This is a genomic window from Rhodococcus sp. Q1 (assembly GCF_004153645.1).
Classification (GTDB): domain Bacteria; phylum Actinomycetota; class Actinomycetes; order Mycobacteriales; family Mycobacteriaceae; genus Rhodococcus; species Rhodococcus gordoniae.
Genome location: NZ_SDMJ01000002.1, coordinates 628464 through 650721 on the forward strand (window position 1 = coordinate 628464; position 22258 = coordinate 650721).

General features: G+C 69.4%; 18 protein-coding genes. 9 read left to right on the forward strand and 9 right to left on the reverse strand.

The features are described from left to right. Positions 1-46 precede the first annotated feature (46 nt). Complete coding sequence (lat, locus tag EQ874_RS07785) at positions 47-1381, reverse strand: L-lysine 6-transaminase (protein ID WP_129976432.1); 1335 nt, start codon at positions 1379-1381, stop codon at positions 47-49. 67 nt (positions 1382-1448) lie between these two features. Further along, positions 1449-1913 (reverse strand): Lrp/AsnC family transcriptional regulator, encoded by a 465-nt coding sequence (locus EQ874_RS07790; protein WP_016934244.1) that lies wholly within the window; start codon positions 1911-1913, stop codon positions 1449-1451. A 36-nt stretch (positions 1914-1949) separates the two neighbouring features. Here EQ874_RS07790 and EQ874_RS07795 point away from each other — a divergent pair, with 36 nt between their 5' ends. Then, a complete protein-coding gene (locus EQ874_RS07795) occupies positions 1950-3455 on the forward strand; it encodes an aldehyde dehydrogenase family protein (RefSeq protein ID WP_129976433.1) in 1506 nt (501 codons plus the stop codon). 114 nt (positions 3456-3569) lie between these two features. Here EQ874_RS07795 and EQ874_RS07800 read toward each other — a convergent pair whose 3' ends face one another. Continuing rightward, entirely contained in the window at positions 3570-3827 is a 258-nt protein-coding gene (locus EQ874_RS07800; protein ID WP_006550162.1) for a Rho termination factor N-terminal domain-containing protein, read from the reverse strand. Positions 3828-3927: 100 nt separating this feature from the next. Between EQ874_RS07800 and EQ874_RS07805 the strand changes: the two genes are divergently transcribed. Genes EQ874_RS07805 through EQ874_RS07820 form a run of 4 tightly spaced genes read left to right on the forward strand, consistent with a single transcriptional unit; the run spans position 3928 to position 11289 of the window. Next, positions 3928-5298, forward strand: a complete 1371-nt coding sequence (locus tag EQ874_RS07805; protein ID WP_129976434.1) for an FAD-linked oxidase C-terminal domain-containing protein — start codon at positions 3928-3930, stop codon at positions 5296-5298. Between the two features lie 37 nt (positions 5299-5335). Beyond that, entirely contained in the window at positions 5336-5896 is a 561-nt protein-coding gene (locus EQ874_RS07810) for a hypothetical protein (RefSeq protein WP_064065313.1), read from the forward strand. Between the two features lie 28 nt (positions 5897-5924). Then, positions 5925-10487, forward strand: a complete 4563-nt coding sequence (locus tag EQ874_RS07815; protein ID WP_129976435.1) for an ATP-dependent helicase — start codon at positions 5925-5927, stop codon at positions 10485-10487. 1 nt (position 10488) lies between these two features. Beyond that, positions 10489-11289 (forward strand): DNA-formamidopyrimidine glycosylase family protein, encoded by an 801-nt coding sequence (locus tag EQ874_RS07820; protein ID WP_064065315.1) that lies wholly within the window; start codon positions 10489-10491, stop codon positions 11287-11289. On the opposite strand, the gene EQ874_RS07825 is transcribed toward EQ874_RS07820, so the two are convergent. Further along, complete coding sequence (locus EQ874_RS07825) at positions 11259-11900, reverse strand: TetR/AcrR family transcriptional regulator (protein WP_129976436.1); 642 nt, start codon at positions 11898-11900, stop codon at positions 11259-11261. The two genes, EQ874_RS07820 and EQ874_RS07825, sit on opposite strands and share 31 nt — an antisense overlap. A gap of 52 nt (positions 11901-11952) precedes the next feature. Here EQ874_RS07825 and EQ874_RS07830 point away from each other — a divergent pair, with 52 nt between their 5' ends. Next, positions 11953-12969, forward strand: coding sequence for an oxygenase MpaB family protein (locus EQ874_RS07830; RefSeq protein ID WP_277986179.1), 1017 nt, complete (start codon positions 11953-11955; stop codon positions 12967-12969). A 54-nt stretch (positions 12970-13023) separates the two neighbouring features. Next, positions 13024-13545 (forward strand): hypothetical protein, encoded by a 522-nt coding sequence (locus EQ874_RS07835; RefSeq protein WP_129976437.1) that lies wholly within the window; start codon positions 13024-13026, stop codon positions 13543-13545. A 39-nt stretch (positions 13546-13584) separates the two neighbouring features. Here the strand turns inward: EQ874_RS07835 and glpD are convergent, their stop codons facing one another. Beyond that, entirely contained in the window at positions 13585-15315 is a 1731-nt protein-coding gene (glpD, locus tag EQ874_RS07840) for a glycerol-3-phosphate dehydrogenase (RefSeq protein WP_129976438.1), read from the reverse strand. Between the two features lie 116 nt (positions 15316-15431). Here glpD and glpK point away from each other — a divergent pair, with 116 nt between their 5' ends. Then, positions 15432-16946 (forward strand): glycerol kinase GlpK, encoded by a 1515-nt coding sequence (glpK, locus tag EQ874_RS07845; protein ID WP_129976439.1) that lies wholly within the window; start codon positions 15432-15434, stop codon positions 16944-16946. 39 nt (positions 16947-16985) lie between these two features. Here glpK and EQ874_RS07850 read toward each other — a convergent pair whose 3' ends face one another. Beyond that, positions 16986-18383, reverse strand: coding sequence for an NAD(P)H-quinone dehydrogenase (locus EQ874_RS07850; protein WP_129976440.1), 1398 nt, complete (start codon positions 18381-18383; stop codon positions 16986-16988). Between the two features lie 190 nt (positions 18384-18573). Between EQ874_RS07850 and EQ874_RS07855 the strand changes: the two genes are divergently transcribed. Further along, a complete protein-coding gene (locus EQ874_RS07855; protein ID WP_016933249.1) occupies positions 18574-19044 on the forward strand; it encodes a gamma-glutamylcyclotransferase in 471 nt (156 codons plus the stop codon). Positions 19045-19095: 51 nt separating this feature from the next. On the opposite strand, the gene EQ874_RS07860 is transcribed toward EQ874_RS07855, so the two are convergent. The 3 genes from EQ874_RS07860 to EQ874_RS07870 all read right to left on the reverse strand — a co-directional run bounded on the left by EQ874_RS07860 (position 19096) and on the right by EQ874_RS07870 (position 22211). Beyond that, positions 19096-20253: a M20 family metallopeptidase gene (locus EQ874_RS07860; protein WP_016933250.1), complete on the reverse strand. Its 1158-nt coding sequence runs from the start codon at positions 20251-20253 to the stop codon at positions 19096-19098. Beyond that, positions 20250-21410: a M20 family metallopeptidase gene (locus EQ874_RS07865; RefSeq protein ID WP_064063872.1), complete on the reverse strand. Its 1161-nt coding sequence runs from the start codon at positions 21408-21410 to the stop codon at positions 20250-20252. The genes EQ874_RS07860 and EQ874_RS07865 overlap by 4 nt, the downstream gene beginning before the upstream one ends. Positions 21411-21512: 102 nt before the next feature. Further along, on the reverse strand, positions 21513-22211 hold the full coding sequence (locus EQ874_RS07870; RefSeq protein ID WP_129976441.1) for an enoyl-CoA hydratase/isomerase family protein: 699 nt from the start codon (positions 22209-22211) through the stop codon (positions 21513-21515). Between the last annotated feature and the right edge of the window lie 47 nt (positions 22212-22258).

Below are 22258 nucleotides of genomic sequence, written 5' to 3' on the forward strand. Positions count from 1 at the left end.
CCGACAAGCTACCGCCGTGCGGCCCCGAACAGGGGGACCCGCCCCGTCATTCGTACTGCGAGGTCACCCTGTCGAGCGCGTCGAGGGCCTCGTCGAGCTCGTGGGTGGTGACGATCAGCGGCGGCCGGAAGCGGATGCCGCGCGTGCCCGTCCCGATCACGAGGACGTGCTCGTCGCGGTACAGCCGTCGCAGCACCTCGTCGCGGATCTCCGGAGTCGGGAGGTCGACGGCGCACATCAGTCCGCGTCCGCGCGGCTCGGTGACGACCGGTCGTCGCGCGGCGAGCTGCTGCAACCCCGACAGCAGGTGCGCCCCACTCAACCGTGCACGGTCGATCAGCCGGTCGTGCTCGACGACCTCGAGGATGCGGCGGGCCCGCACCATGTCGGTGAGGTTGCCGCCCCACGTCGAGTTGATCCGCGAGCTCACGGTGAACACGTTGTCGGGCACCTCGTCGATGCGTTCGCCGGCCATGATCCCGCACACCTGCGTCTTCTTGCCGAAGGCGACGATGTCGGGGGTGACGCCGAGCTGCTGGTAGGCCCACGCGGTGCCGGTCGTGCCGGCGCCGGTCTGCACCTCGTCGAAGATCAGCAGAGCGTCGTTCTCGCGGCACAACTGCGCGATCGCCCGGAAGAACTCGGGACGGAAGTGGTGGTCGCCGCCTTCGCCCTGGATTGGTTCGGCGATGAAGCACGCGATGTCGTGGGGACGTTCGGCGAAGGCTCGGCGGGCCTGCTCGAGGGCCTTCTCCTCGGCCACGGCGACGTCGCGTCCGTCTGCGAGATAGGGCGCGTCGATCCGCGGCCAGTCGAACTTGGGGAACCGGTCGGTCTTGACCGGATCGGTGTTGGTCAGCGACAGCGTGTATCCGGTGCGGCCGTGGAAGGCCTCGGTCAGGTGCAGTACCGATCCGCCCAGGTGGGCGGGCAGACCGCGGGATTCGTTGAGACGGCTCTTCCAGTCGAACGCGACCTTGAGCGCGTTCTCCACGGCGAGCCCGCCGCCGTCGACGAAGAACAGGTGCGGGAGCGCCGGGTCGCCGAGGACGCGCACGAAGGTCTCGACGAAGCGCGTCATGGGCACGGTGTAGATGTCGGAGTTGCTGGGCTTGTTCGCCGCGACGGCGCCGAGTTCGTGCGCTGCCTCCGGATCGGTCAGTGCAGGATGATTCATTCCGAGCGTGGACGACGCGAAGAACCCGAACATGTCGAGCCACGTGGTTCCGTCCCGGGCGTCGACGAGGCGGACTCCGCGGGAACGGTCGAGATCGAGGACGAGGCCGAAACCGTCGGCGAGCATGTGCCGGCCGAGGATGCCGTGTACCCGGTCGGGGGCGAGGTTCTCGGCACCGTCCGGGTTTCGGAATGCAGTGCTCATAACCCTACCGTACGCGAGAATCAACGGGAGAAACCCGGTATCACAGCAACACTTACGGCGCAGGAGCCTATCGTTCGTAAAATGTTTGCAGAACGACGGTGCTGCGGGTGGCGACATCGGCGGTCGCCCGGATCTCCTGCAGCAACCGCTCGAGAGCGCGAGGAGACTCGACACGCACGAGGAGAATGTAGCTTTCGTCGCCCGCCACCGAGTGACACGATTCGATCGCGGAGATGTGCCGGAGGCGGGCCGGTGCGTCGTCGGGTTGCGACGGGTCGAGAGGGGTGATCGCCACGAACGCCGACAACATCAGCCCGAGCGCTTCGGGATCGACGCGCGCACTGTATCCGCGGATCACGCTGCGCGCCTCGAGTCGGCGCACCCGCGACTGCACGGCCGAGACGGACAGTCCCGCCTTCTCGGCGAGCGCCGCGAGCGTCGCGCGACCGTCGGCGACCAGTTCGCGCAGCAACATCCGATCGATGTCGTCCAGCGACTCCTTCGACGAGTCGTTTCTCGAGGATTCGGGCACCAGCGCAGGGTATCCGAGCAGCAAAGGAGCTCACCGATGAATGCGACCACCGATCTCGCCGACCGCGCGGCGACCGCTCTGAGGCAGTGCGGTGTCGACGCCCTGCCCGATGACGCGGCACTCGCGGTGACCAGCCCGATCGACGGCAGCGTGCTCGGGCACGTACCCGTCCACTCGGCCACCGAGGTCGATGCGACGATCACCGCGGCGGTACGGGCCTTCGAGCAGTGGCGCCACGTCCCCGCCCCGGTGCGCGGCCGCGTGGTGCGACGGCTCGGCGAACTGCTCGTCGAGCACAAGCGGCATCTCGCCGAGCTCGTCACCCTGGAGGCGGGGAAGATCCCGTCGGAGGCCGCGGGCGAGGTGCAGGAGATGATCGACGTCTGTGAGTTCGCCGTCGGTCTGTCGCGACAGCTCTACGGGCGGACGATGCCGTCCGAGCGGCCCGGACACCGGCTCATGGAGATCTGGCATCCGCTCGGCGTGGTGGGCGTGATCTCCGCGTTCAACTTTCCCGTGGCGGTGTGGTCGTGGAACACCGCGATCGCGCTGGTGTGCGGCGACCCGGTGGTGTGGAAACCGTCGGAGACCACCCCGCTCACCGCCCTCGCCTGCGACGCGCTGCTGCGCCGCGCCGCCGCCGACGTCGGCGCCCCCGGCGGTCTCCATCACCTGCTCCTCGGCGACCACAGGGTGGGTGAGGCGCTCGTCGACGATCCCCGTATCGCCCTGGTGAGTGCGACCGGCTCCACCCGGATGGGGCGGATCGTCGGGCCGCGGGTCGCGGCGAGGTTCGGTCGCTGCCTGCTCGAACTCGGCGGCAACAACGCGGCGATCGTCGCTCCGTCCGCCGATCAGGACCTCGCCGTCCGGGGCGTCGTGTTCGCCGCGGCCGGCACGGCGGGCCAGCGCTGCACCAGCCTGCGCCGGCTGATCGTGCACCGATCGATCGCCGACGAAGTCGTCGAGCGGATCGCGAAGGCGTACTCGCATCTGCGAGTGGGGAATCCGCTCGACGAGGGTGTGCTCGTGGGTCCGCTCATCTCCGAACGGTCCTACGAGGCGATGACCGCGGCGCTCGACCGCGCGCAGACCGACGGAGGCACACTCGTCGTCGGCGGTGAGCGAGTGGACGTCGCGGGTGGCGGTGTGTACGTCTCCCCCGCGCTGGTCCGGATGCCCGCACAGAGCGAGGTGGTGCGCGAGGAGACCTTCGCCCCGATCCTGTACGTCCTCGACTACGACGACCTCGACGAGGCGATCGCATTGCACAACGGTGTCCCGCAAGGACTCTCGTCGTCGATCTTCACCCTCGACCAGCGCGAGGCCGAATTGTTCCTCGCCCGATCCGACTGCGGCATCGCGAATGTCAACATCGGCACCTCGGGGGCCGAGATCGGCGGCGCCTTCGGCGGGGAGAAGCACACCGGCGGCGGGCGCGAATCCGGATCGGATGCGTGGAAGGCGTACATGCGGCGGGCGACGAACACCGTCAACTACTCGACGGAGCTGCCGCTCGCCCAGGGTGTCGAGTTCGGCTGATCCCGAACGACGTTCGTACGCCTGAACGACGACGTTCGCGCGCCTGAACGAGCCTCGCCGCCCCCACAACAGGGGCGAAGCTCGTTTCGGCGCGCGAACTCGGGTTCCGGGCGGCTAGTGGTTGCGCAGTGCGTCGATCAGTTCGTCCTTCTTCATGTCGGAGTAACCGGTCATGCCCAGTTCCTTCGCACGCTTCTTCAGGTCGTCGACCGTCCAGTCGTCGTAGGAGCCGGACTTGCCACCCTTCTTCCCGACCTGCGACTTACCCTCGTTCGCAGCCGCGTTGGAGATCCGGGCCGCCTTCTCCTTGGAGGCACCGTCCTCGCGCAGGTCCTCGTACATCTTCTCGTTCTTGATCGACGGATTCGGCATCGTCTTCTCCTTTCCGTGTCCTGCGGAAGGGGTACCCGACGACACTTCACCCAATCAGAGGATCTGTGGCCTGTGACACATCCTGTGGTAGACCTGGGTCGTGTATCCAGGGAACCTGCTCGACGAACTCCGCGGGCAACTGCCCGCCGGCGCACTGATCATCGATCCCGACATCCTCGCCGGCTACCGGCAGGACCGGGCGCAGGACCCGGACGCCGCGGTTCCCCTCGCGCTCGTACGGGCCACATCCACCGCCGACGTACAGGCGACGCTGCGGTGGGCGAACACCCACAAGGTGCCGGTGGTACCCCGGGGTGCCGGCACGAGCCTGTCCGGCGGGTCGGGCGGGCTCGCCGACGGCATCGTGCTGAGCACCGAGAAGATGCGCGCGATCACCGTCGACACCGCGACACGCACCGCGGTCGCCCAGCCCGGTCTGCTCAACGTCGAGGTGAAGAAGGCGGCTGCCGAACAAGGCCTGTGGTATCCGCCCGATCCGTCGTCGTTCGAGATCTGCACGATCGGCGGGAACGCGGCCACCAACGCCGGTGGCCTGTGCTGCGTGAAGTACGGGGTGACGACCGACTACGTGCTCGGACTCGAGGTGGTCCTCGCCGACGGCACCGCGGTGCGGCTCGGCGGGCCACGGGTCAAGGACGTCGCGGGCCTGTCGCTGACGAAACTGTTCGTCGGAAGCGAAGGGACGCTCGGCGTCATCACCGAGGTGACCCTGCGTCTCGTCCCACCACCGCCACCCGGATCCACGATGGTCGCGACGTTCTCGTCGGTGCAGGCCGCCGCCGACGCGGTCGTCGCCATCACCGCCGTGCTGCGACCGGCCATGCTCGAATTCATGGACCGGGCCACCGTCGGGGCCGTGGAGGACATGCTGCGGATGGGACTCGAACGCAGCACCGAGGCGATGCTCATCGCCCGTTCCGACGCGCCGGGCGCGGCGGCCGCCGAGGAGATCGAGATCATGGTGCGGGCCTGCCGCGAGGCCGGGGCCGACGACGTCTTCGCGACCGACGATCCGGAGGAGGGCGAGGCGTTCACGGTGGCCCGCCGCATGGCCATCCCGGCCGTCGAACGCACCGGCAGTCTGCTGCTCGAGGACGTCGGGGTACCGATCCCCGCCCTGCCCGCGCTGGTGAGCGGGATCGCCGAGCTCGCCGCCGAACACGACGTCACCGTCGCCGTGATCGCACACGCCGGCGACGGCAACACCCACCCGCTGATCGTCTACGACCCCGCCGACGGGGACATGACGGCGCGGGCACAGGCGGTGTTCGGGAAAATCATGGATCTGGCCATCGAACTCGGCGGCACCATCACCGGCGAGCACGGCGTCGGCCGGCTCAAGAAGGCCTGGCTGCCGGATCAGGTGGGGCCGGACGTCATGGCGTTGACCGAGCGGATCAAGGCCGCACTCGACCCGAACTCGATCCTGAATCCCGGAGTGGTGATCTGATGACCCACACCACACCGGCAGCGGTCATAATCGTCGCGTGAACACCCGTGTGCCCCCGTCGACGGCCGCCCTGCCACTGCGCGAGACCAAGTACCGCGAACTCGAGCAGTATCCGGAGTTCGGGTCCGTCACGGCCTGGCTTCGAGACGTCGTGTCGTCGATCGTGCCGAACGCCCGCATGAGCGAATGCGAGTACTGGTCCGTCGTGTGTCTTCCCCCCGAGGAGCCGACCGACCCCCGGAAGCCGCTGGTGTCGGTGCACGCCGGCGACCTGGCGGTCGCGGGGGTGTTCCTCGACCTCTCCGGCGGACAGCGGAGCCTCGCCGGTTACGTCCGCGTGTCGGGAACCGAACTCGAGCAGGCCTCGGGCTCGACACGTGAGCAGCTCGCGGCGGACTCGCCCGCCCTCACCTTCGTCGACGAGGGTGCCGTCGTGTGCGTGGTGTGGAGCGACGAACCCGCCGCCCGGGAGCAGTTCGCGGCTCTGCCGTGGCGTGCCCCGGCTCGGGCGCTCGTCTCGGAGTTGATGCGCGACGGACGCAACTCCCGGGCCGACGACCACTGCCGTCAGATCGCCCGGTTCGCGTACGACGACTGAGTGTGTCGGTCGGCGGGTAGACGATGGGATGGTGACCGACATCCTCGATCGTTTCTCCGCGCCGACCCGAGCGTGGTTCGCGGGGGCATTCGAGTCCCCGACCCCGGCCCAGCTCGGCGCGTGGGAGGCGATCTCCTCGGGAGCCCACACGCTCGTCGTCGCCCCCACCGGCTCGGGCAAGACCCTGTCGGCGTTCCTGTGGTCGCTCGACCGGCTCGCGTCCACCCCGGCGGACGAGCACGCAGCACGCGAACACCGCACCCGCGTGCTGTACGTCTCACCGCTCAAGGCCCTCGCCGTCGACGTCGAGCGCAATCTGCGCTCCCCGCTGGTCGGCATCACGCAGACCGCGAAACGGCTGGGGCTGACGCCACCCGACATCACCGTCGGCGTGCGCTCCGGCGACACCTCCCCAGCCGATCGTCGCGCCCTGGCCCGCACACCACCGGACATCCTCATCACGACTCCCGAGTCCCTCTTCCTCATGCTCACCTCGTCCGCACGGGAGAACCTCGTGGGGGTCGAGACGGTGATCGTCGACGAGGTCCACGCGGTGGCAGGCACGAAACGCGGGGCGCATCTCGCGCTGTCGCTCGAGCGGCTCGACCGGCTGCTGCGCGCCCCGGCCCAACGCATCGGGTTGTCGGCCACCGTGCGGCCGCACGAGGAGGTCGGCCGATTCCTCACCGGCTCCGCCCCCATCCGGATCGTCGCGCCCCCGTCGGCGAAGACGTGGGATCTCACGGTCCGCGTACCGGTCGAGGACATGACCGAGCTCGGGGTCTCCGAGCCCGACGAGGAGTCACTGTCCCCCACTCCCCAGGCCGGATCGATCTGGCCGCACGTCGAGGAACAGATCGTCGATCTCATCACCGAGCACCGGTCGACGATCGTGTTCGCCAACTCCCGGCGCCTGTCCGAACGCCTCACCGCCCGGCTCAACGAGATCCATGCCGACCGCTCGGGAAATCCGGTCGACGACGAGGGCGCACCGCCCTCGCAGCTCGGGTCGCCGACCGACACGTCCGCGGGGGCCGAACCGGTCCTCGCGCGCGCCCATCACGGGTCGGTGAGCAAGGACCGGCGCGCGCTGATCGAGGACGACCTCAAGTCGGGTCGGCTGCGGTGTGTGGTGGCGACGTCGAGTCTCGAACTCGGCATCGACATGGGCGCGGTCGATCTGGTGATCCAGGTCGAGGCCCCGCCGTCGGTGGCCAGCGGTCTGCAACGCGTCGGCCGCGCCGGACATCAGGTGGGCGAGACCTCGCGCGGGGTGCTGTTCCCCAAGCACCGCACCGATCTCGTGCACTGCGCGGTGACCGTCGAGCGGATGGTCGAGGGTCACATCGAGGCCCTGCAGGTCCCGGCGAATCCGCTCGACGTGCTCGCCCAGCAGACGGTCGCGGCCACGGCCCTCGAACCCGTCGACGTCGACGACTGGTTCGACACGGTCCGGCGCAGCGGGTCGTTCGCGAGCCTGTCCCGCGGGGTCTACGAATCGGTGCTCGACCTGCTCGCCGGCCGCTATCCGTCCGACGAGTTCGCCGAGCTGCGCCCCCGGGTCGTGTGGGACCGCACGGCGGGCATCCTCACCGGCAGGCCCGGCGCCCAGCGACTCGCCGTCACGTCCGGCGGCACGATCCCCGACCGCGGTCTGTTCACCGTGTACATGGTGGGCGAGAAGAACACGCGCGTGGGCGAACTCGACGAGGAGATGGTCTACGAGTCGCGGGTGGGCGACGTCTTCGCGCTCGGCGCGACGAGCTGGCGGATCGAGGAGATCACTTTCGACCGGGTGCTGGTCTCCCCCGCTTACGGCCGGCCCGGCCGATTGCCGTTCTGGCACGGCGACAGTCAGGGGCGCCCCGCCGAACTCGGCGCCGCGCTCGGCGCATTCCTGCGCGAGATGGGGCACGCCTCACCGGAGGATGCCGAGACCCGCTGTCGCAAGGGCGGTCTCGACGACTATGCGACGGGGAATCTGATCCGGTTGCTCGACGAGCAGCGCACGGCCACCGGGCACCTGCCCACCGACCGCACGCTCGTCGTCGAACGGTTCCGCGACGAGCTCGGCGACTGGCGTCTGGTACTGCACTCGCCGTTCGGTTTACGGGTACACGCGCCGTGGGCCCTTGCGGTGGGGGCACGTCTGATCGAGCGCTACGGTGTCGAATCGCATCCCACCGCGTCCGACGACGGCATCATCGTCCGCCTGCCCGATACCGACGATGCCCCACCGGGCTCGGAGATCTTCGTCTTCGACACCGACGAGATCGACGACATCGTCACCGAACAGGTCGGCGGCTCGGCACTGTTCGCCTCCCGCTTCCGGGAATGCGCGGCGCGGGCACTGCTGCTGCCCCGCCGAAATCCCGGCAAGCGCGCCCCGCTGTGGCAGCAGCGTCAGCGCTCCGCGCAGTTGCTCGACGTCGCTCGTCGTTATCCGGACTTCCCGATCCTGCTGGAGACGGTCCGGGAGTGCCTGCAGGACGTCTACGACCTGCCCGCTCTGCGCGACCTGCTCGGCAGCATCGCCCAGCGCAAACTCCGTCTGGTGGAGGTGGAGACTCCGACGGCCTCACCGTTCGCGACGTCACTGCTGTTCTCCTATGTCGGCGAGTTCCTCTACGAGGGCGACAGTCCACTCGCCGAGCGCCGGGCCGCGGCACTGTCGCTCGACTCGACGCTGCTCGCCGAACTGCTCGGCCGGGTGGAGTTGCGCGAACTGCTCGACGCCGACGTCATCACCGAGGCCGAACACGAACTGCAACGGCTGACTCCGGAGCGACGCGCACGCGACGCCGAGGGTGTCGCCGACCTGCTGAGGCTGCTCGGTCCGCTCACCGACACCGAACTGCGCGAGCGCACCACCGACGATCCGAGCGCGTGGATCGACGATCTCGTGGCACAGCGACGCGCACTGCGCGTGTCGTATGCGGGTGAGCACCGGTGGGCGGCGATCGAGGACGCCTCCCGCCTGCGCGACGCGCTGGGTGTTCCTCTGCCGATCGGGGTGCCGACCGTCTTCGTCGAGCCGGTCTCCGATCCGCTCGGCGATCTGATCGCCCGGCACGCCCGCACCCACGGCCCGTTCACCACCGCGCAGGCCGCCGCCCGGTTCGGGCTGGGCACGGCGGTCGTCGAGTCCGTCCTCGACCGGCTCGCCGCCGAGAAGCGCGTCACTGCAGGCGAATTCCGTCCGGGCGCAACCGGATCGGAATGGTGCGACACCGAGGTGTTGCGGAGGTTGCGGCGCCGGTCGCTGGCAGCCGCCCGGCAGGACGTCGAGCCGGTCAGCACCACGACTCTGGGACGGTTCCTCCCCGACTGGCATCACCTCGGTACCGGGCCGGGTACGAGTGCGCTCTACGGCCTCGACGGTGTTCTCACCGTCGTCGAACAACTCGCCGGCGTGCCGGTGCCCGCGAGCGCCCTCGAACCGCTGATCCTTGCTCCCCGAGTGCGGGACTACACACCGACGATGCTCGACGAGCTCACCACGACCGGCGAGGTCCTGTGGTCGGGGACAGGATCGATCTCGGGGAAGGACGGGTGGGTGGCGTTGCATCCGGCGGATCTGGCGCCGGTGAGCCTGGCACCGGTCGACGACATCGAACTCGGTCCGGTGCATCAGGCGATCCTCGACTCGCTGTCCGGCGGGGGTGCCTATTTCTTCCGGCAACTTGCCGACGCGGTCACCGCACTCCACACCACGGCGAGCGACACGACGGTCGCCGACGCGCTGTGGGAACTGGTGTGGAGCGGGCACGTCACGGGCGACACCCTCGCCCCGCTGCGCGCCCTGATCGGCGACACCTCCCGCGCCAAGCCCGCCCACCGCACCCCGCGCCGGGCACCGCGGGCCCGGATGTACCGGGCACGGCCCACACTGCCGAGCCGTACCGGACCGCCGACGGTGAGCGGGCGCTGGTCGATGGTGCCGGACCGCGAGACCGACGCGACGGTCCGCGCGCACACCACCGCCGAACTGCTGCTCGAGCGGTACGGCGTGGTCACCCGCGGCGTCGTCGTCGGCGAGGGAGTACCCGGCGGTTTCGCGACGATGTACAAGGTGCTCAGCCGCTTCGAGGAGACGGGCCGGTGCCGCCGGGGCTATTTCGTCGACTCGCTCGGCGGGGCCCAGTTCTCGACGCCGTCGGTCGTCGACCGCCTGCGTTCGTTCTCGGATTCGATCGAGGGCCGGCACTCGGAGACCGCGGCCGTCACGCTCGCGGCCTGCGATCCGGCCAATCCGTACGGCGCGGCACTCCCGTGGCCGTCGTCGTCCGCCGACGACGACGCCCCGCGGCACCGGCCGGGCCGCAAGGCCGGTGGTCTCGTGGTACTCGCCGACGGTGCGCTCGTGCTGTTCGTCGAACGAGGGGGTCGCACCCTGCTCACCTTCGACGACGACCCGGGCCGGTTGCGCACCGCGTGCGCGTCCCTCGCCGCGACCGTCAAACGCGGAGGTGTCGACAAGATCGTCGTCGAGAAGGTCGACGGCGCCTCGATCCACGGGCACGAGTTCGCCGATTTCCTTGCCGAGGCAGGATTCTCGGCGACGCCGCGCGGTTACCGGCTGAGGTTCTGACGTGCCCGAAGGAGACACCGTGTTCCGCGCCGCGCACCGCCTCCGTACGGCTCTGGAAGGACAGGTGCTCACGGAGACGGACTTCCGCGTGCCGCGTTTCGCCACCGCCGATTTCACCGGGCACACGGTCGACGAGGTCCTCTCCCGCGGTAAGCACCTGCTGATCCGGGTCGCCGACGTCTCGATCCATTCGCACCTGAAGATGGAAGGTGAATGGCACGTGTACCCGCGTGGAACTCGTTGGCGCAAGCCCGGATACAAGGCCCGCATCGTGCTCGGCACCGAGGACGTCCAGGCGGTGGGGTTCGAACTCGGCATCGTCGAGGTACTCGCCCGCGACCGGGAGGACGACGCCGTGGGGCATCTCGGACCGGATCTGCTCGGTCCCGACTGGGATCCCGAGCGCGCAGCGGCGAATCTCGCGCGCGATCCGGACCGCCCGATCGGGGTGGCGCTGCTCGATCAGCGCATCATGGCGGGCGTCGGCAACGTGTACCGCTCCGAACTGTGCTTCCTGCGGGGCGTCGATCCGTGGACGCCGGTTGCGCGGGCCGGCGACCCGGCGGCGTGGATCGACCTCGCGCACAGGCTGCTGGTCGCCAACCGCGACCGGACCACGCGCATCACCACCGGCGACCGGCGTCCCGGTCGCACTCTGTGGGTCTACGGGCGTCGGGGGAAGCCGTGCCGTCGCTGCCGGACCCCGATCCGGTCCGGAGAGATCGGCACCGCGACCGACCCCGAACGGGTGGTCTACCGGTGCCCGCGATGTCAGCCGCGCCCGGGCGGTTCCGCCGTCTGATCGTCCTGCAGGCATCCCGCCCGACCGCTCTGTTCGACGAGCGCGACGCAGTGCCGGACGAGGGCCTCGCGCGAGACCGCGAGATCTCCTTCGAGGTACCCCATGAACAGGCTGGTGAGGGCCCCGACGACCCCCACGGCGACCATGTGGCGATGACCGTCGTCGCCGCCCGGGGGCAGCTGGTCGCGCACGAGTGCGACGAAGGTCGGTGCGAGTTCGATGCCGCGCCGGCCGATCGCGGGTTCGCGCAGCGGAGCGAGGAGGAGAACGCGTCCCTTCGCGGGATCGTCGACCATGAGTTCCATGAACGCCCGCACAGCGGCCTCGGCCCGCCCGGTGGCCTGCGCGGAGATCAGAGCGTCGGTCAGTGCGTCGTGGGCGCGGTCGGCCACGTGGGCGTAGACCTCGCGGACGAAGGTGTCGCGGTCGGCGAAGCTCTCGTAGAAATACCGTTCGGTGAGTTCGGCGGCACGGCACACGGCCCGGACGTTCGCTGCCGCGCCGTCCGGCGCTCCGAGCAGTTCGACACCCACGGCGAGGAGACGTTTTCTGCGCAGCCGACGGCGTTCGTCGATGCCGACGCCCGCCCAGCTGCGGCGCGTGGTGTCCACTCTGTTTCGTCCCGTCGTTGACTGCATGCCCGCCGAATCCTACTCTGACAACATGTGTGGTCAGGGTTCCGCCGGGTCCGGCACCGCCGAGTCGTCGCAGGCCGCGACACCACGACCGGCGCCCCCGGAACCGTTGGGGACCGAGTCGCTGACGTGGAGATATTTCGGCGGGTGGCGGGGAATGCTCTTCGGACCCTGGGCGGGGTCGATGCAGAACATGCATCCCGGGCTCGGGGCCGGTGTCGAGGAACACTCGACGTTCTTCGACGAACGATGGGAACGCCTCTACCGGTCGCTGTACCCGATCTACGGGGTCGTCTTCGACGGTGCCCGCGCCCCGGAGACCGCGGCGAAGGTGCGCGGCTACCACAACACCGTCAAGGGAGTCGACAAGCACGGCCGCAGGTACCACGCGCTCGATCCCGGCACCTTCTATTGGGCGCACGCGACCTTCTTCTACAGTCTCGTCGTCTCCATCGAGTGGTTCGACGGACCGCTCACCGTCGAGCAGAAGCACCGGCTGTTCGACGAGCACGTGCAGTGGTACCGGCTGTACGGCATGCCGATGCACCCGGTCCCCGAGTCCTGGGAGGACTTCCTCGCGTACTGGGACCGCATGTGCCGCACCGTGCTCGAGGACAACAAGGCAACCCGCGACGTGCTCGACCTGTCGAATCTCGGGCACCCGCCCTTCCTGCGGTGGTTCCCCGAAGGGGTCTGGAAGCTGATCCGCCCGCCGGTGACCGCCGGTTTCCTGTGGCTCACCATCGGGTTGTACGACCCGCCGGTGCGCGAGCTGCTCGGTTACCGGTGGAGCCGGCCGGAGCAGACACTGCACGCACTCGTCGGCCGCACGATCGGATTCGGCACGAAGCTCGTGCCGTGGCGGTACCGCTACCACCCGCGGGCCCGTGCCGGTTGGGACCGAGCATGCGGGCGGATCCCGGCCGATACCGGTCTGCTCGAGACACCCGGGCGCAACCTTCCGCCCCTCGACCGCCGCGACTCACCGGTGCACTACAGCCCGGACGTGGCGAACCGGCACCGCCCCACCGCCGTTTCACCCTGACACATCCCGCCCGACACCGAGGTCGGCGAGCCCGGTCTGTGTCACGCTATCGAGGTGTCCACGCCTTCGTACCTGTCGTCCGGACGGCGCCGCCCTCTGTCCCCGGAGTCGGCGGCCTCCCGCATCAGCGCCTACGTCTACGGCAACATCCTGGTGCTGGCCGCGCTCGTCCCCATCACGCGCTCACCCGAGTACATCGGGATCGCGATCGTGATCGGCACCGCGCTTTCGACGTTCATCGCCCATGTCTTCGCGGAGTCGGTCGCCCAGTCCGTTCGTTCGGGTGAACAACTCTCACGTAGCGAACGCATCGAGGAACTTCGCGACTCGGTTCCCATCCTGTCGTCGGCGGTGCTGCCCTGTCTCGTGCTCGCCACGGCCTGGATCGGCTGGCTCGAGCCCCGCACGGCACACATCCTCGCCGAGGTCGCCGTGCTGATCCGTATCGGCTCGACCGTGTTCGTCGTGCGCCGGCTGCAGAACCGCAGACCGAACCACCGGACCGTGGTGGCCGCGGTGGGAGTGGCTCTGATCGCGACGATCGTGGTCGTCGTGAAGGTCGTGCTCACGCACTGAGACCCGTCGCACACCGAGACCCGTCGCGCGCCGCCTCGGCTACTTGATCGGCACCGGTTCGAGGATTTCCGGCCGAGCCTCGGGCGCCGCCGCTCTGAGCGCATCCGCGGACTCGTCGTCGAGACGGCTCTGCGACTCGATCTCGGCCTCGACCCGCGCCCGGTACGTCGCGACCTCCCGGTCGACGGCCGCGTCGTCCCAGCCCAGGACCGGAGCAACCAGTCGGGCCGTCTGCTCCGCACAGTGCAGCCCGCGGTGCGGGTACTCGATCGAGATCCGGGTCCGGCGCGCCAGGAGATCCTCGAGGTGCAGGGCTCCTTCGGCCGCCGCGCCGTAGACCATCTCGACCTGCAGGTACTGGGGAGCATCGGTCAGCGGTTCGAGCAATTCGGGCCGGCCCTTCGCGAGGCTCAGCACGTCCTCGACGAGGGAGCCGTAGCGGTCGAGCAGATGCTTGACGCGATAGGGATGCAGACCGTACTGCTCGGCGAGATGCATGGTCTGGTTGACCAGCGCGAAATACCCGTCGGCCCCGACGAGGGGCACCTTCTCGGTGATCGACGACGCGATCCGGGCCGGGATGTCCTCGGCCGCGAGATCGACGGCGTCCTCGGCCATGACCCGGTAGGTCGTGTACTTGCCGCCGGCGATGGCCACGAGTCCCGGCGCCACCCGCGCGACAGCATGCTCGCGCGAGAGCTTCGACGTCTCGTCGCTCTCCCCCGCCAGCAACGGCCGCAGACCGGCGTAGACACCGTCGATGTCGTCGTGGGTGAGCGGGACGACGAGCACGCGGTTGACATGGTCGAGGATGTAGTCGATGTCGGCCTTCGTCGCGGCCGGGTGCGCCAGGTCGAGATTCCAGTCGGTGTCGGTGGTGCCGATGATCCAGTGGTTGCCCCACGGGATGACGAACAGCACCGACTTCTCGGTCCGCAGGATGATCGCGGAGTCGCTCACGATCCGGTCGCGGGGAACGACGATGTGCACGCCCTTCGAGGCGCGGACCCGGAACCGGCCGCGCTGCCGCGACAACGACTGGATCTCGTCGGTCCACACACCGGTCGCGTTGATCACGGCGTGCGCCCGCACCTCGGTGACCGACCCGTCCTCACTGTCGCGCACACGCACACCCGAGACGCGATCCGCCTCGCGCAGGAAACCGACGACCTGTGTGGACGTGCGCACCACCGCACCGTAGTGCGCGGCCGTCCGGGCGACCGTCATCGTGTGCCGGGCGTCGTCGACGACCGTGTCGTAGTAGCGGATTCCGCCGACGAGCGAATTCCGCTTGAGACCGGGAACCATCCGCAGGGCACCCGAACGTGTCAGGTGTTTCTGCGGCGGAACGGACTTCGCGCCGCCCATCCGGTCGTAGAGGAAGATCCCCGCCGCCACGTACGGCCGCTCCCACACCCGATGGGTGAGCGGGAACAGGAACTCGAGCGGCTTGACCAGGTGCGGGGCGAGCGTGGTCAGGGCAAGTTCGCGTTCGCGCAAGGCTTCCCGCACCAGGCCGAATTCGAGTTGTTCGAGATAGCGCAGACCACCGTGGAACATCTTCGACGACCTGCTCGACGTGCCCGACGCGAAGTCCCGGGCCTCGACGAGCGCGACCCGCAGACCACGGGTCGCGGCGTCGAGAGCTGCTCCCGCCCCGACGACACCTCCGCCGATGACGACGACGTCGAACTGTTCGGTGGCGAGCCGACGCCAGGCGTCGGCGCGTTGCCGAGGTCCGAGGAGTTGCACACCCGATTGGTTGGTCACCGCACCCGCTCCCGTGAGTCGCCGACGTATCCCGATCAAGGCTAGTAGCTTGAGCGACGCAGCGCGCAGCGGAAGCGTTGCCGACCCGAGCCGTCCCCTTCACCCGAGGACCACCTGTGAACCAGTTCATCGCGGCGATCGACCAGGGCACCACGTCCAGCCGGTGCATCATCTTCGACCACGACGGGCGCATCGTGTCGATCGCGCAGAAGGAACACCGACAGTTCTTCCCGCGGTCGGGATGGGTCGAACACGATCCGGAAGAACTGTGGCTCAACACCCGTGAGGTGGGAGCCGCGGCGCTTGCCAAAGCGGATCTGCGACGCAGCGACATCGCGGCGATCGGTCTGACGAACCAGCGCGAGACCACTGTGGTGTGGGATCGCACCACCGGAAAACCGGTGTACAACGCGATCGTCTGGCAGGACACCCGCACCGACACGCTCGTCGAGGAACTCGCCGGCGACGCCGGGCCCGATCGCTACCGCGAGATCACCGGCCTGCCGCTGTCGACCTATTTCGCCGGGCCGAAGGTGCGGTGGATCCTCGACAACGTCGACGGTGCCCGCGAACGCGCCGAGGCCGGCGATCTCGCGTTCGGCACCGTCGACAGCTGGATCCTGTGGAATCTCACCGGCGGTGTCGGCGAGGAGGACCAGCCGCCGGGCCTGCACATCACCGATGTGACCAATGCCTCCCGGACACTGCTGATGAATCTCGAGACCCAGCAGTGGGATCCGGCGATCTGCGCCGAACTCGGCATCCCGGAGTCGATGCTGCCGGAGATCCGCAGTTCGTCGGAGGTGTACGGGCGCGCCCGCGAACGCGGACCGCTCGCGGGGGTCCCGATCGCAGGCATCCTCGGCGACCAGCAGGCCGCGACCTTCGGCCAGGGCTGCCTGTCCCCCGGCGAAGCGAAGAACACTTACGGCACCGGCAACTTCCTGCTGCTCAACACCGGCACGACCCCGGTCCGCAGCGAACACGGCCTGCTCACCACCGTGTGCTATCGCATCGGTGACGCCCCCGCGGTCTACGCCCTCGAAGGTTCGGTGGCCGTGACCGGTTCGCTGGTGCAGTGGCTGCGCGACAATCTCGGGCTCATCCGCTCCGCCGGCGAGATCGAAACCCTCGCCGCGAGCGTCCCCGACAACGGCGGAGCGTATTTCGTGCCGGCCTTCTCGGGATTGTTCGCGCCACGTTGGCGCCCCGACGCGCGGGGTGTCATCGCGGGCCTGACACGCTTCGTCGAGAAGGGCCACCTCGCACGCGCGGCCCTCGAGGCGACGGCCTACCAGACCCGGGAGGTCATCGAGGCCATGAACGCCGACTCCGGTGTCGATCTGCGCACCCTCAAGGTCGACGGCGGCATGGTGGCCAACGACCTGCTCATGCAGTTCCAGTCCGACATCCTCGGCGTCCCGGTCGTGCGGCCCACGGTCGCGGAGACCACCGCGCTCGGAGCCGCCTACGCGGCCGGGCTCGCCGTGGGTTTCTGGGAGAACGAGGAGGAGATCCGCCGCAACTGGGCCGCGGACCGCACGTGGGAACCCGCGATGCCCGTCGACGAACGCGAACGCCTGTTCGGCGAATGGAACAAGGCGGTCGAACGCACCTACGACTGGGCCTGACCGGGGCGGGATCCGCACGGATCCCGCCCCGTCCGGCATCTAGTCCAGGTCGTCGTGGCGCATCAACTGACGGGCGGCCTCGGTCACCGATCCACTCAGCGAGGGGTAGACCGAGAAGGTCTGCGCGAGGTCGTTGACCGACAGGTTGTTCTGCACCGCCAGCGCGATGGGCAGGATCAGCTCCGAGGCGGTCGGTGCGACCACCACGCCGCCGATGACCACGCCGGTCGCGGGGCGGCAGAAGATCTTCACGAAACCGCGCCGCAGACCGGACATCTTGGCGCGCGGGTTGGTGTTGAGCGGGAGCATCACGGTGCGTGCGGGTACCTCGCCCTTGTCGATCGTCGCCTGACTGACACCGACAGCGGCGATCTCGGGACGCGTGAACACTGCTGCTGCAACAGTTTTCATTTTGATCGGGCTCACACCCTCACCGAGCGCGTGATAGATCGCAATGCGGCCCTGCATGGCCGCGACCGACGCGAGCGGCAACAGTCCGGTGCAGTCGCCCGCGGCGTAGATGCCGGGGACGGCGGTGCGGGAGACCCGGTCGACGGGAAGGTAGCCGCCCCGGTCGAGTTCGAGCCCGACCTTGTCGAGACCGAGATCCCGGGTGTTCGGCACCGAGCCGACGGTCATCAGCACGTGACTGCCCTCGACGATCCGACCGTCGGCGAGAAGCACGCGGACGCCGTCCTCCGTGCGTTCGACCCGGTCGGCACGGGCGTGCTTGACGAGGGTCACACCGCGCTCGGTGAGGACGTCCTCGAGCACGAGGGCCGCGTCCTCGTCCTCGTGCGGCAGGATCCGGTCGCGGCTCGAGACGACGGTGACCCGCACTCCGACCTCGGTGTAGGCGGAGACGAACTCGGCGCCGGTGACACCCGACCCGACCACGACGAGGTGCTCGGGCAGCTTCTCGAGGTCGTAGAGCTGACGCCAGGTGAGAATCCGCTCACCGTCCGGTTCCGCGCCCGGCAGGATGCGCGGGCTCGCACCGGTCGCGATCAGGACGACGTCGGCGTCGAGCACCTTCTCCTCTCCGGTGAGCAGCTTGGCGCGCACCTGGTGAGCGGCCATGCCGGGCTGCGCGTCGACGAGCTCGCCGTAACCGGAGAACAGCGTGACCCCCGCGGCCTCGAGCTTGGTGCGGATGTCGGCGGACTGCGCGCGGGCCAGGCTCTTCACACGGCCGTGGACCTGCGGCAGCGACACTTCGGCGCGTTCGAGTTCGATGCCCAGGTCGGCGGCGCGGCGCATGTCGGTGCGCACGCCGGTCGAGGCGATGAAGGTCTTGGAGGGAACACAGTCGAAGAGCACGCAGGCGCCGCCGATCCCGTCCGAATCGATCAGTGACACCGTCGCGCCGTACTGGGATGCCACCAGCGCCGCCTCGTATCCTGCGGGGCCGCCGCCGATGATCACGATCCGGGTCATTGTTCTCCTCTGTATCGATTCCGAAGGGTGCCGGGTCGGGCTGCACGTGAGCGCCTGGTGGGCACACACGTCGGCCTCAACGCTATGCCAATGCCCCCGCCTCGCGCACAGGGACCGGTCGACCCGGCACACAACGGCGCTCCACTGCCCCTCCGACGACTCCGGCGGACGACGGGTTAGCCTTATCCTCGTGCCGATCTACGCCGCCTACGGGTCCAACATGCATCCCGAGCAGATGCTGACGCGCTGCCCGCATTCGCCGATGGCGGGAACCGGCTGGTTGCACGGTTGGCGGCTGACCTTCGCCGGCGCCGACATCGGCTGGGAGGGCGCCCTCGCGACCGTCGTCGAGGATTCGGACTCGAAGGTGTTCGTCGTGCTCTACGACGTGCCGGAGGACGACGAGCGCAGTCTCGATCGGTGGGAGGGAGCCGAACTCGGGTTCCACCGCAAGATCCGCGTGCGCGTCGACACCGCCGACGGCCCGGTCCTCGCCTGGCTGTACGTCGTGGACGGATACGAGGGCGGGCTGCCGTCGGCGCGCTATCTGGGCGTGATGGCCGATGCGGCCGAGATCGCCGGAGCTCCCTCCGACTACGTACGGGATCTGCGGACCCGCAACAGCCGCAACGTCGGACCGGGACGACCCGACAGCTTCTAGAGGGGACGGGAGATCCCGGCGGTACGCGCCGGGATCATCCGCGACGCGCTCTCACCCTGCGCCCAGCACCAGATTCGTCATCACCCGCACGCCCACGGCGAGTGCCCGCTCGTCGAGATCGAAGGTGGGCTGGTGGATGTCGAGTTCGGGCCCGACCCCCGGCCACACCCCGAGCCGGCCCATCGCGCCGGGGACGTGTTCGAGATACCACGAGAAGTCTTCTCCCCCACCGGATTGCGGGGTATCCGCCAGAGCGTCGGGACCGGTCGCGCGGATCGCGTCCTCGAACATGCGCGCCGACCCCTCGTCGTTGACCACGGGCGGGACACCACGGCGGTAGTTCAGTTCGTAGCTGACACCGGTCGGCGCGAGCAGGCCGTGCACGATTTCGCGGACCATCGGTTCGAGCAGCTGCCAGGTGTCGTGGTCGCCGGTGCGGACGGTGCCCGCCAGCATGCCGGTGCGCGGGATCGCATTGGGGGCCTTTCCGGCGCTGACCGTGCCCCACACCATGACGGTGCCGGTGCGCGGATCGATGCGGCGGCTGAGCATGCCGGGAAGACCGGTGATGACGGCGCCGAGACCGTAGACGAGATCGCCGGTCAGGTGCGGCCGCGAGGTGTGCCCCCCGGGCGAGTCGAGGACGAGTTCGACGGTGTCGGCCGCGGAGGTGATCGCCCCGACCCGCATCCCCACCTTGCCCGCCTCGAGGCGCGGGTCGCAGTGCAGGGCGAAGATGCGTGAGACCCCGTCGAGACCGCCGGCCGCGACGACGTCGATCGCCCCGCCGGGCATGACCTCCTCCGCGGGTTGGAAGATCAGCCGGACGCCGACCGGCAGTTCGGGCATCGAGGCGAGAGCCAGCCCCGCACCGAGCACCACCGTCGTGTGGGCGTCGTGCCCGCACGCGTGCGAGACGCCGGGGACGGTCGACTCGAACGGCAGCCCGGTGGTCTCCTGCAGTGGCAGCGCGTCCAGATCGGCGCGCAGAGCGATCCGCGGTCCGTCCGACGGGCCCAGATCACAGATCAGGCCGGTGCCGCGAGGGAGAACCTTCGGTTCCAGTCCTGCCGCGCGCAGGTGCTTCGCGACGAACTCGGTGGTGGCGTACTCCTGCCGGGCGAGCTCGGGATTCGCATGGATGTGACGGCGCCAGAGCGAGAGATCCTCGGTGTGACGGGCCAACCACTTCTCCACGTACGGGTTCATCGGCGCCCGACCCGTTCGAGGAGGCGTGCCCGGTGGACCTGATCGGTCGCCGCGCGCACGGCGGTCGCTGCGAGCGCGCGCGCTCCGTCGAGTACTGCCCGATCGGCGGACTCGGTGACACAGGCGGCCGCGAACGCCGCCTGATGTGTCACCGCGCCACCGGAGTCGAGTCCGATGACCGGATGGATTCCCGGCACCACGTTCGTCACGTTTCCCATGTCGGTACTGCCCAGGGGGCGCGCTCCTTCCTCCTCGACGGGCAGCGGCCGGCGCCCGAGACCGATGATCTCCTCACGATATGCCTGCACCAGCCACGGGTCGGGAGTGAGTTCGGCATAGGTCGGCGACACGGTCCGGATCCGGTGGTTGCATCCGGTGGCCAGCGCACCGGCGGCGAAGCAGTTTCGCGAGCGTTCGACGAGGTCGTCGAGGAGTTCGCTCGTGCCCGCTCGCAGGTAGTACAGCAGTTCGGTGTGGCTCGGCACGATGTTCGGCGCGGTTCCGCCCTGCGCGACGATCCCGTGGATCTGCTGCCCGGGATGCAGGTGCTGTCGGAGCAGACCGACCGCGACCTGAGCGACGGTCGCCGCATCGGCGGCGTTGAGCCCGTACTCGGGCGCGGCGGAGGCGTGCGCCTCCCGGCCGTCGTATTCGACGGCGATGTCGGCGAGGGCGAGCGACGTCGCGCCCGTGATGTCGAACGGGCCGGGGTGCACCATCATCGCCGCACCGACGCCGTCGAAGACGCCGCGCTCGAGCATGAGGACCTTGCCGCCACCGGTCTCCTCCGCGGGTGTTCCGATGACGCGCACGGTCACGCCGAGTTCGTCGGCGAGCGCGGCGAGCCCGATCCCGGCACCCACGGCCGACGCCGCGATGATGTTGTGGCCGCACGCGTGCCCGATTCCCGGCAGCGCGTCGTACTCGGCGCAGAATGCGAGGACGAGTTCGCCGCTCCCGAACCGCGCGTCGAAGGCGGTGGGCAGGTCGGCGATGCCGGTCGTCACATCGAAATCGTGGGCGCGCAGCACCTCGACGATCTTCGCGGCGCTCCGGTGTTCCTCGAAGGCGAGTTCCGGTTCGGCGTGGATCGAATGCGACAGGCCGACGAGGGTGTCGGAGGCGGCCTCGATGGCCGTGGCGTATTCGGTCGTCACGGGGACCAGTCTGTCATGCTCACCGCGCCCCGATCGATCGGCGCGTGCGACCGGTTCGGCAGCTTCCCGGCCGTGTCGGTTCGGCAGCGTCCCCGGCCGCGATCAGCCCAGCCGGAAGTTCGACGGGTCGGTCCGGATCTCCAGTGCCGAGATCAGCGGTGCGTGCAGTCCGCGCTTGATACCCGCCAGATTCGGCCCGCGGGTGGCGGTGAGCGCTGCGGCCCGCTCGACTGCGGCGGCGAGCACGCCGTCGCCGCCCACGGCCTGCTCGGCGATGCCCGCGGTCACGGCGTCGTCCCCGCCGTAGCGGCGACCGGTGGTGATGGCCTCCACGGCCGTCTGGATCGGCAGGCGCGAGCGGATCAGGGCGGACATCCCGACGGTGAACGGCATGTTCAGTTGCACTTCCGGCAGGCACCAGAACCCGCGGTCGGCGCGCATCACCCGGAAGTCGTGCACGAGCGCGAGCATCGCACCGGCACCGAAGGCGTGCCCCTGGACGGCCGCGACCGTCGCCGCGGGGAAGGTGAGGAGCCGCACGTAGAGATCGTGGACCGAGTCCAGATAGGTCGGCAGGTCCGGCAGGTTCGCGCCGACCCAGTCGACGTCGAGTCCGTTGCTCCAGAACTTGCCGGTCGCCGCGGTCACGAGGGCCGTGGGACCGTCGTGCGCCTCCACCTCGTCGAGGAGGGGGTGGATCGCGGCGAGGCGGTCCGGGTGGAACCGGTTCTCGGAGCCGTCCACGTCACGGTCACCGAGATGCAGGACGAAGACGTCGCCGTCACGTTCGAGGTAAGGCATGCACGTCAGCATACCGCGCCTCCTTACCCGCGAGTAACATGCGGTGA

Bases quoted from the DNA above. Each gene is read 5' to 3' on its own strand.
- EQ874_RS07800 (WP_006550162.1), bottom strand. From the start codon at position 3,827: ATGCCGAATCCGTCGATCAAGAACGAGAAGATGTACGAGGACCTGCGC.
- EQ874_RS07830 (WP_277986179.1), top strand. From the start codon at position 11,953: ATGTGTGGTCAGGGTTCCGCCGGGTCCGGCACCGCCGAGTCGTCGCAG.
- EQ874_RS07815 (WP_129976435.1), top strand. From the start codon at position 5,925: ATGGTGACCGACATCCTCGATCGTTTCTCCGCGCCGACCCGAGCGTGG.
- EQ874_RS07850 (WP_129976440.1), bottom strand. From the start codon at position 18,383: ATGACCCGGATCGTGATCATCGGCGGCGGCCCCGCAGGATACGAGGCG.
- lat (WP_129976432.1), bottom strand. From the start codon at position 1,381: ATGAGCACTGCATTCCGAAACCCGGACGGTGCCGAGAACCTCGCCCCC.
- EQ874_RS07795 (WP_129976433.1), top strand. From the start codon at position 1,950: ATGAATGCGACCACCGATCTCGCCGACCGCGCGGCGACCGCTCTGAGG.
- EQ874_RS07860 (WP_016933250.1), bottom strand. From the start codon at position 20,253: ATGAACCCGTACGTGGAGAAGTGGTTGGCCCGTCACACCGAGGATCTC.
- EQ874_RS07870 (WP_129976441.1), bottom strand. From the start codon at position 22,211: ATGCCTTACCTCGAACGTGACGGCGACGTCTTCGTCCTGCATCTCGGT.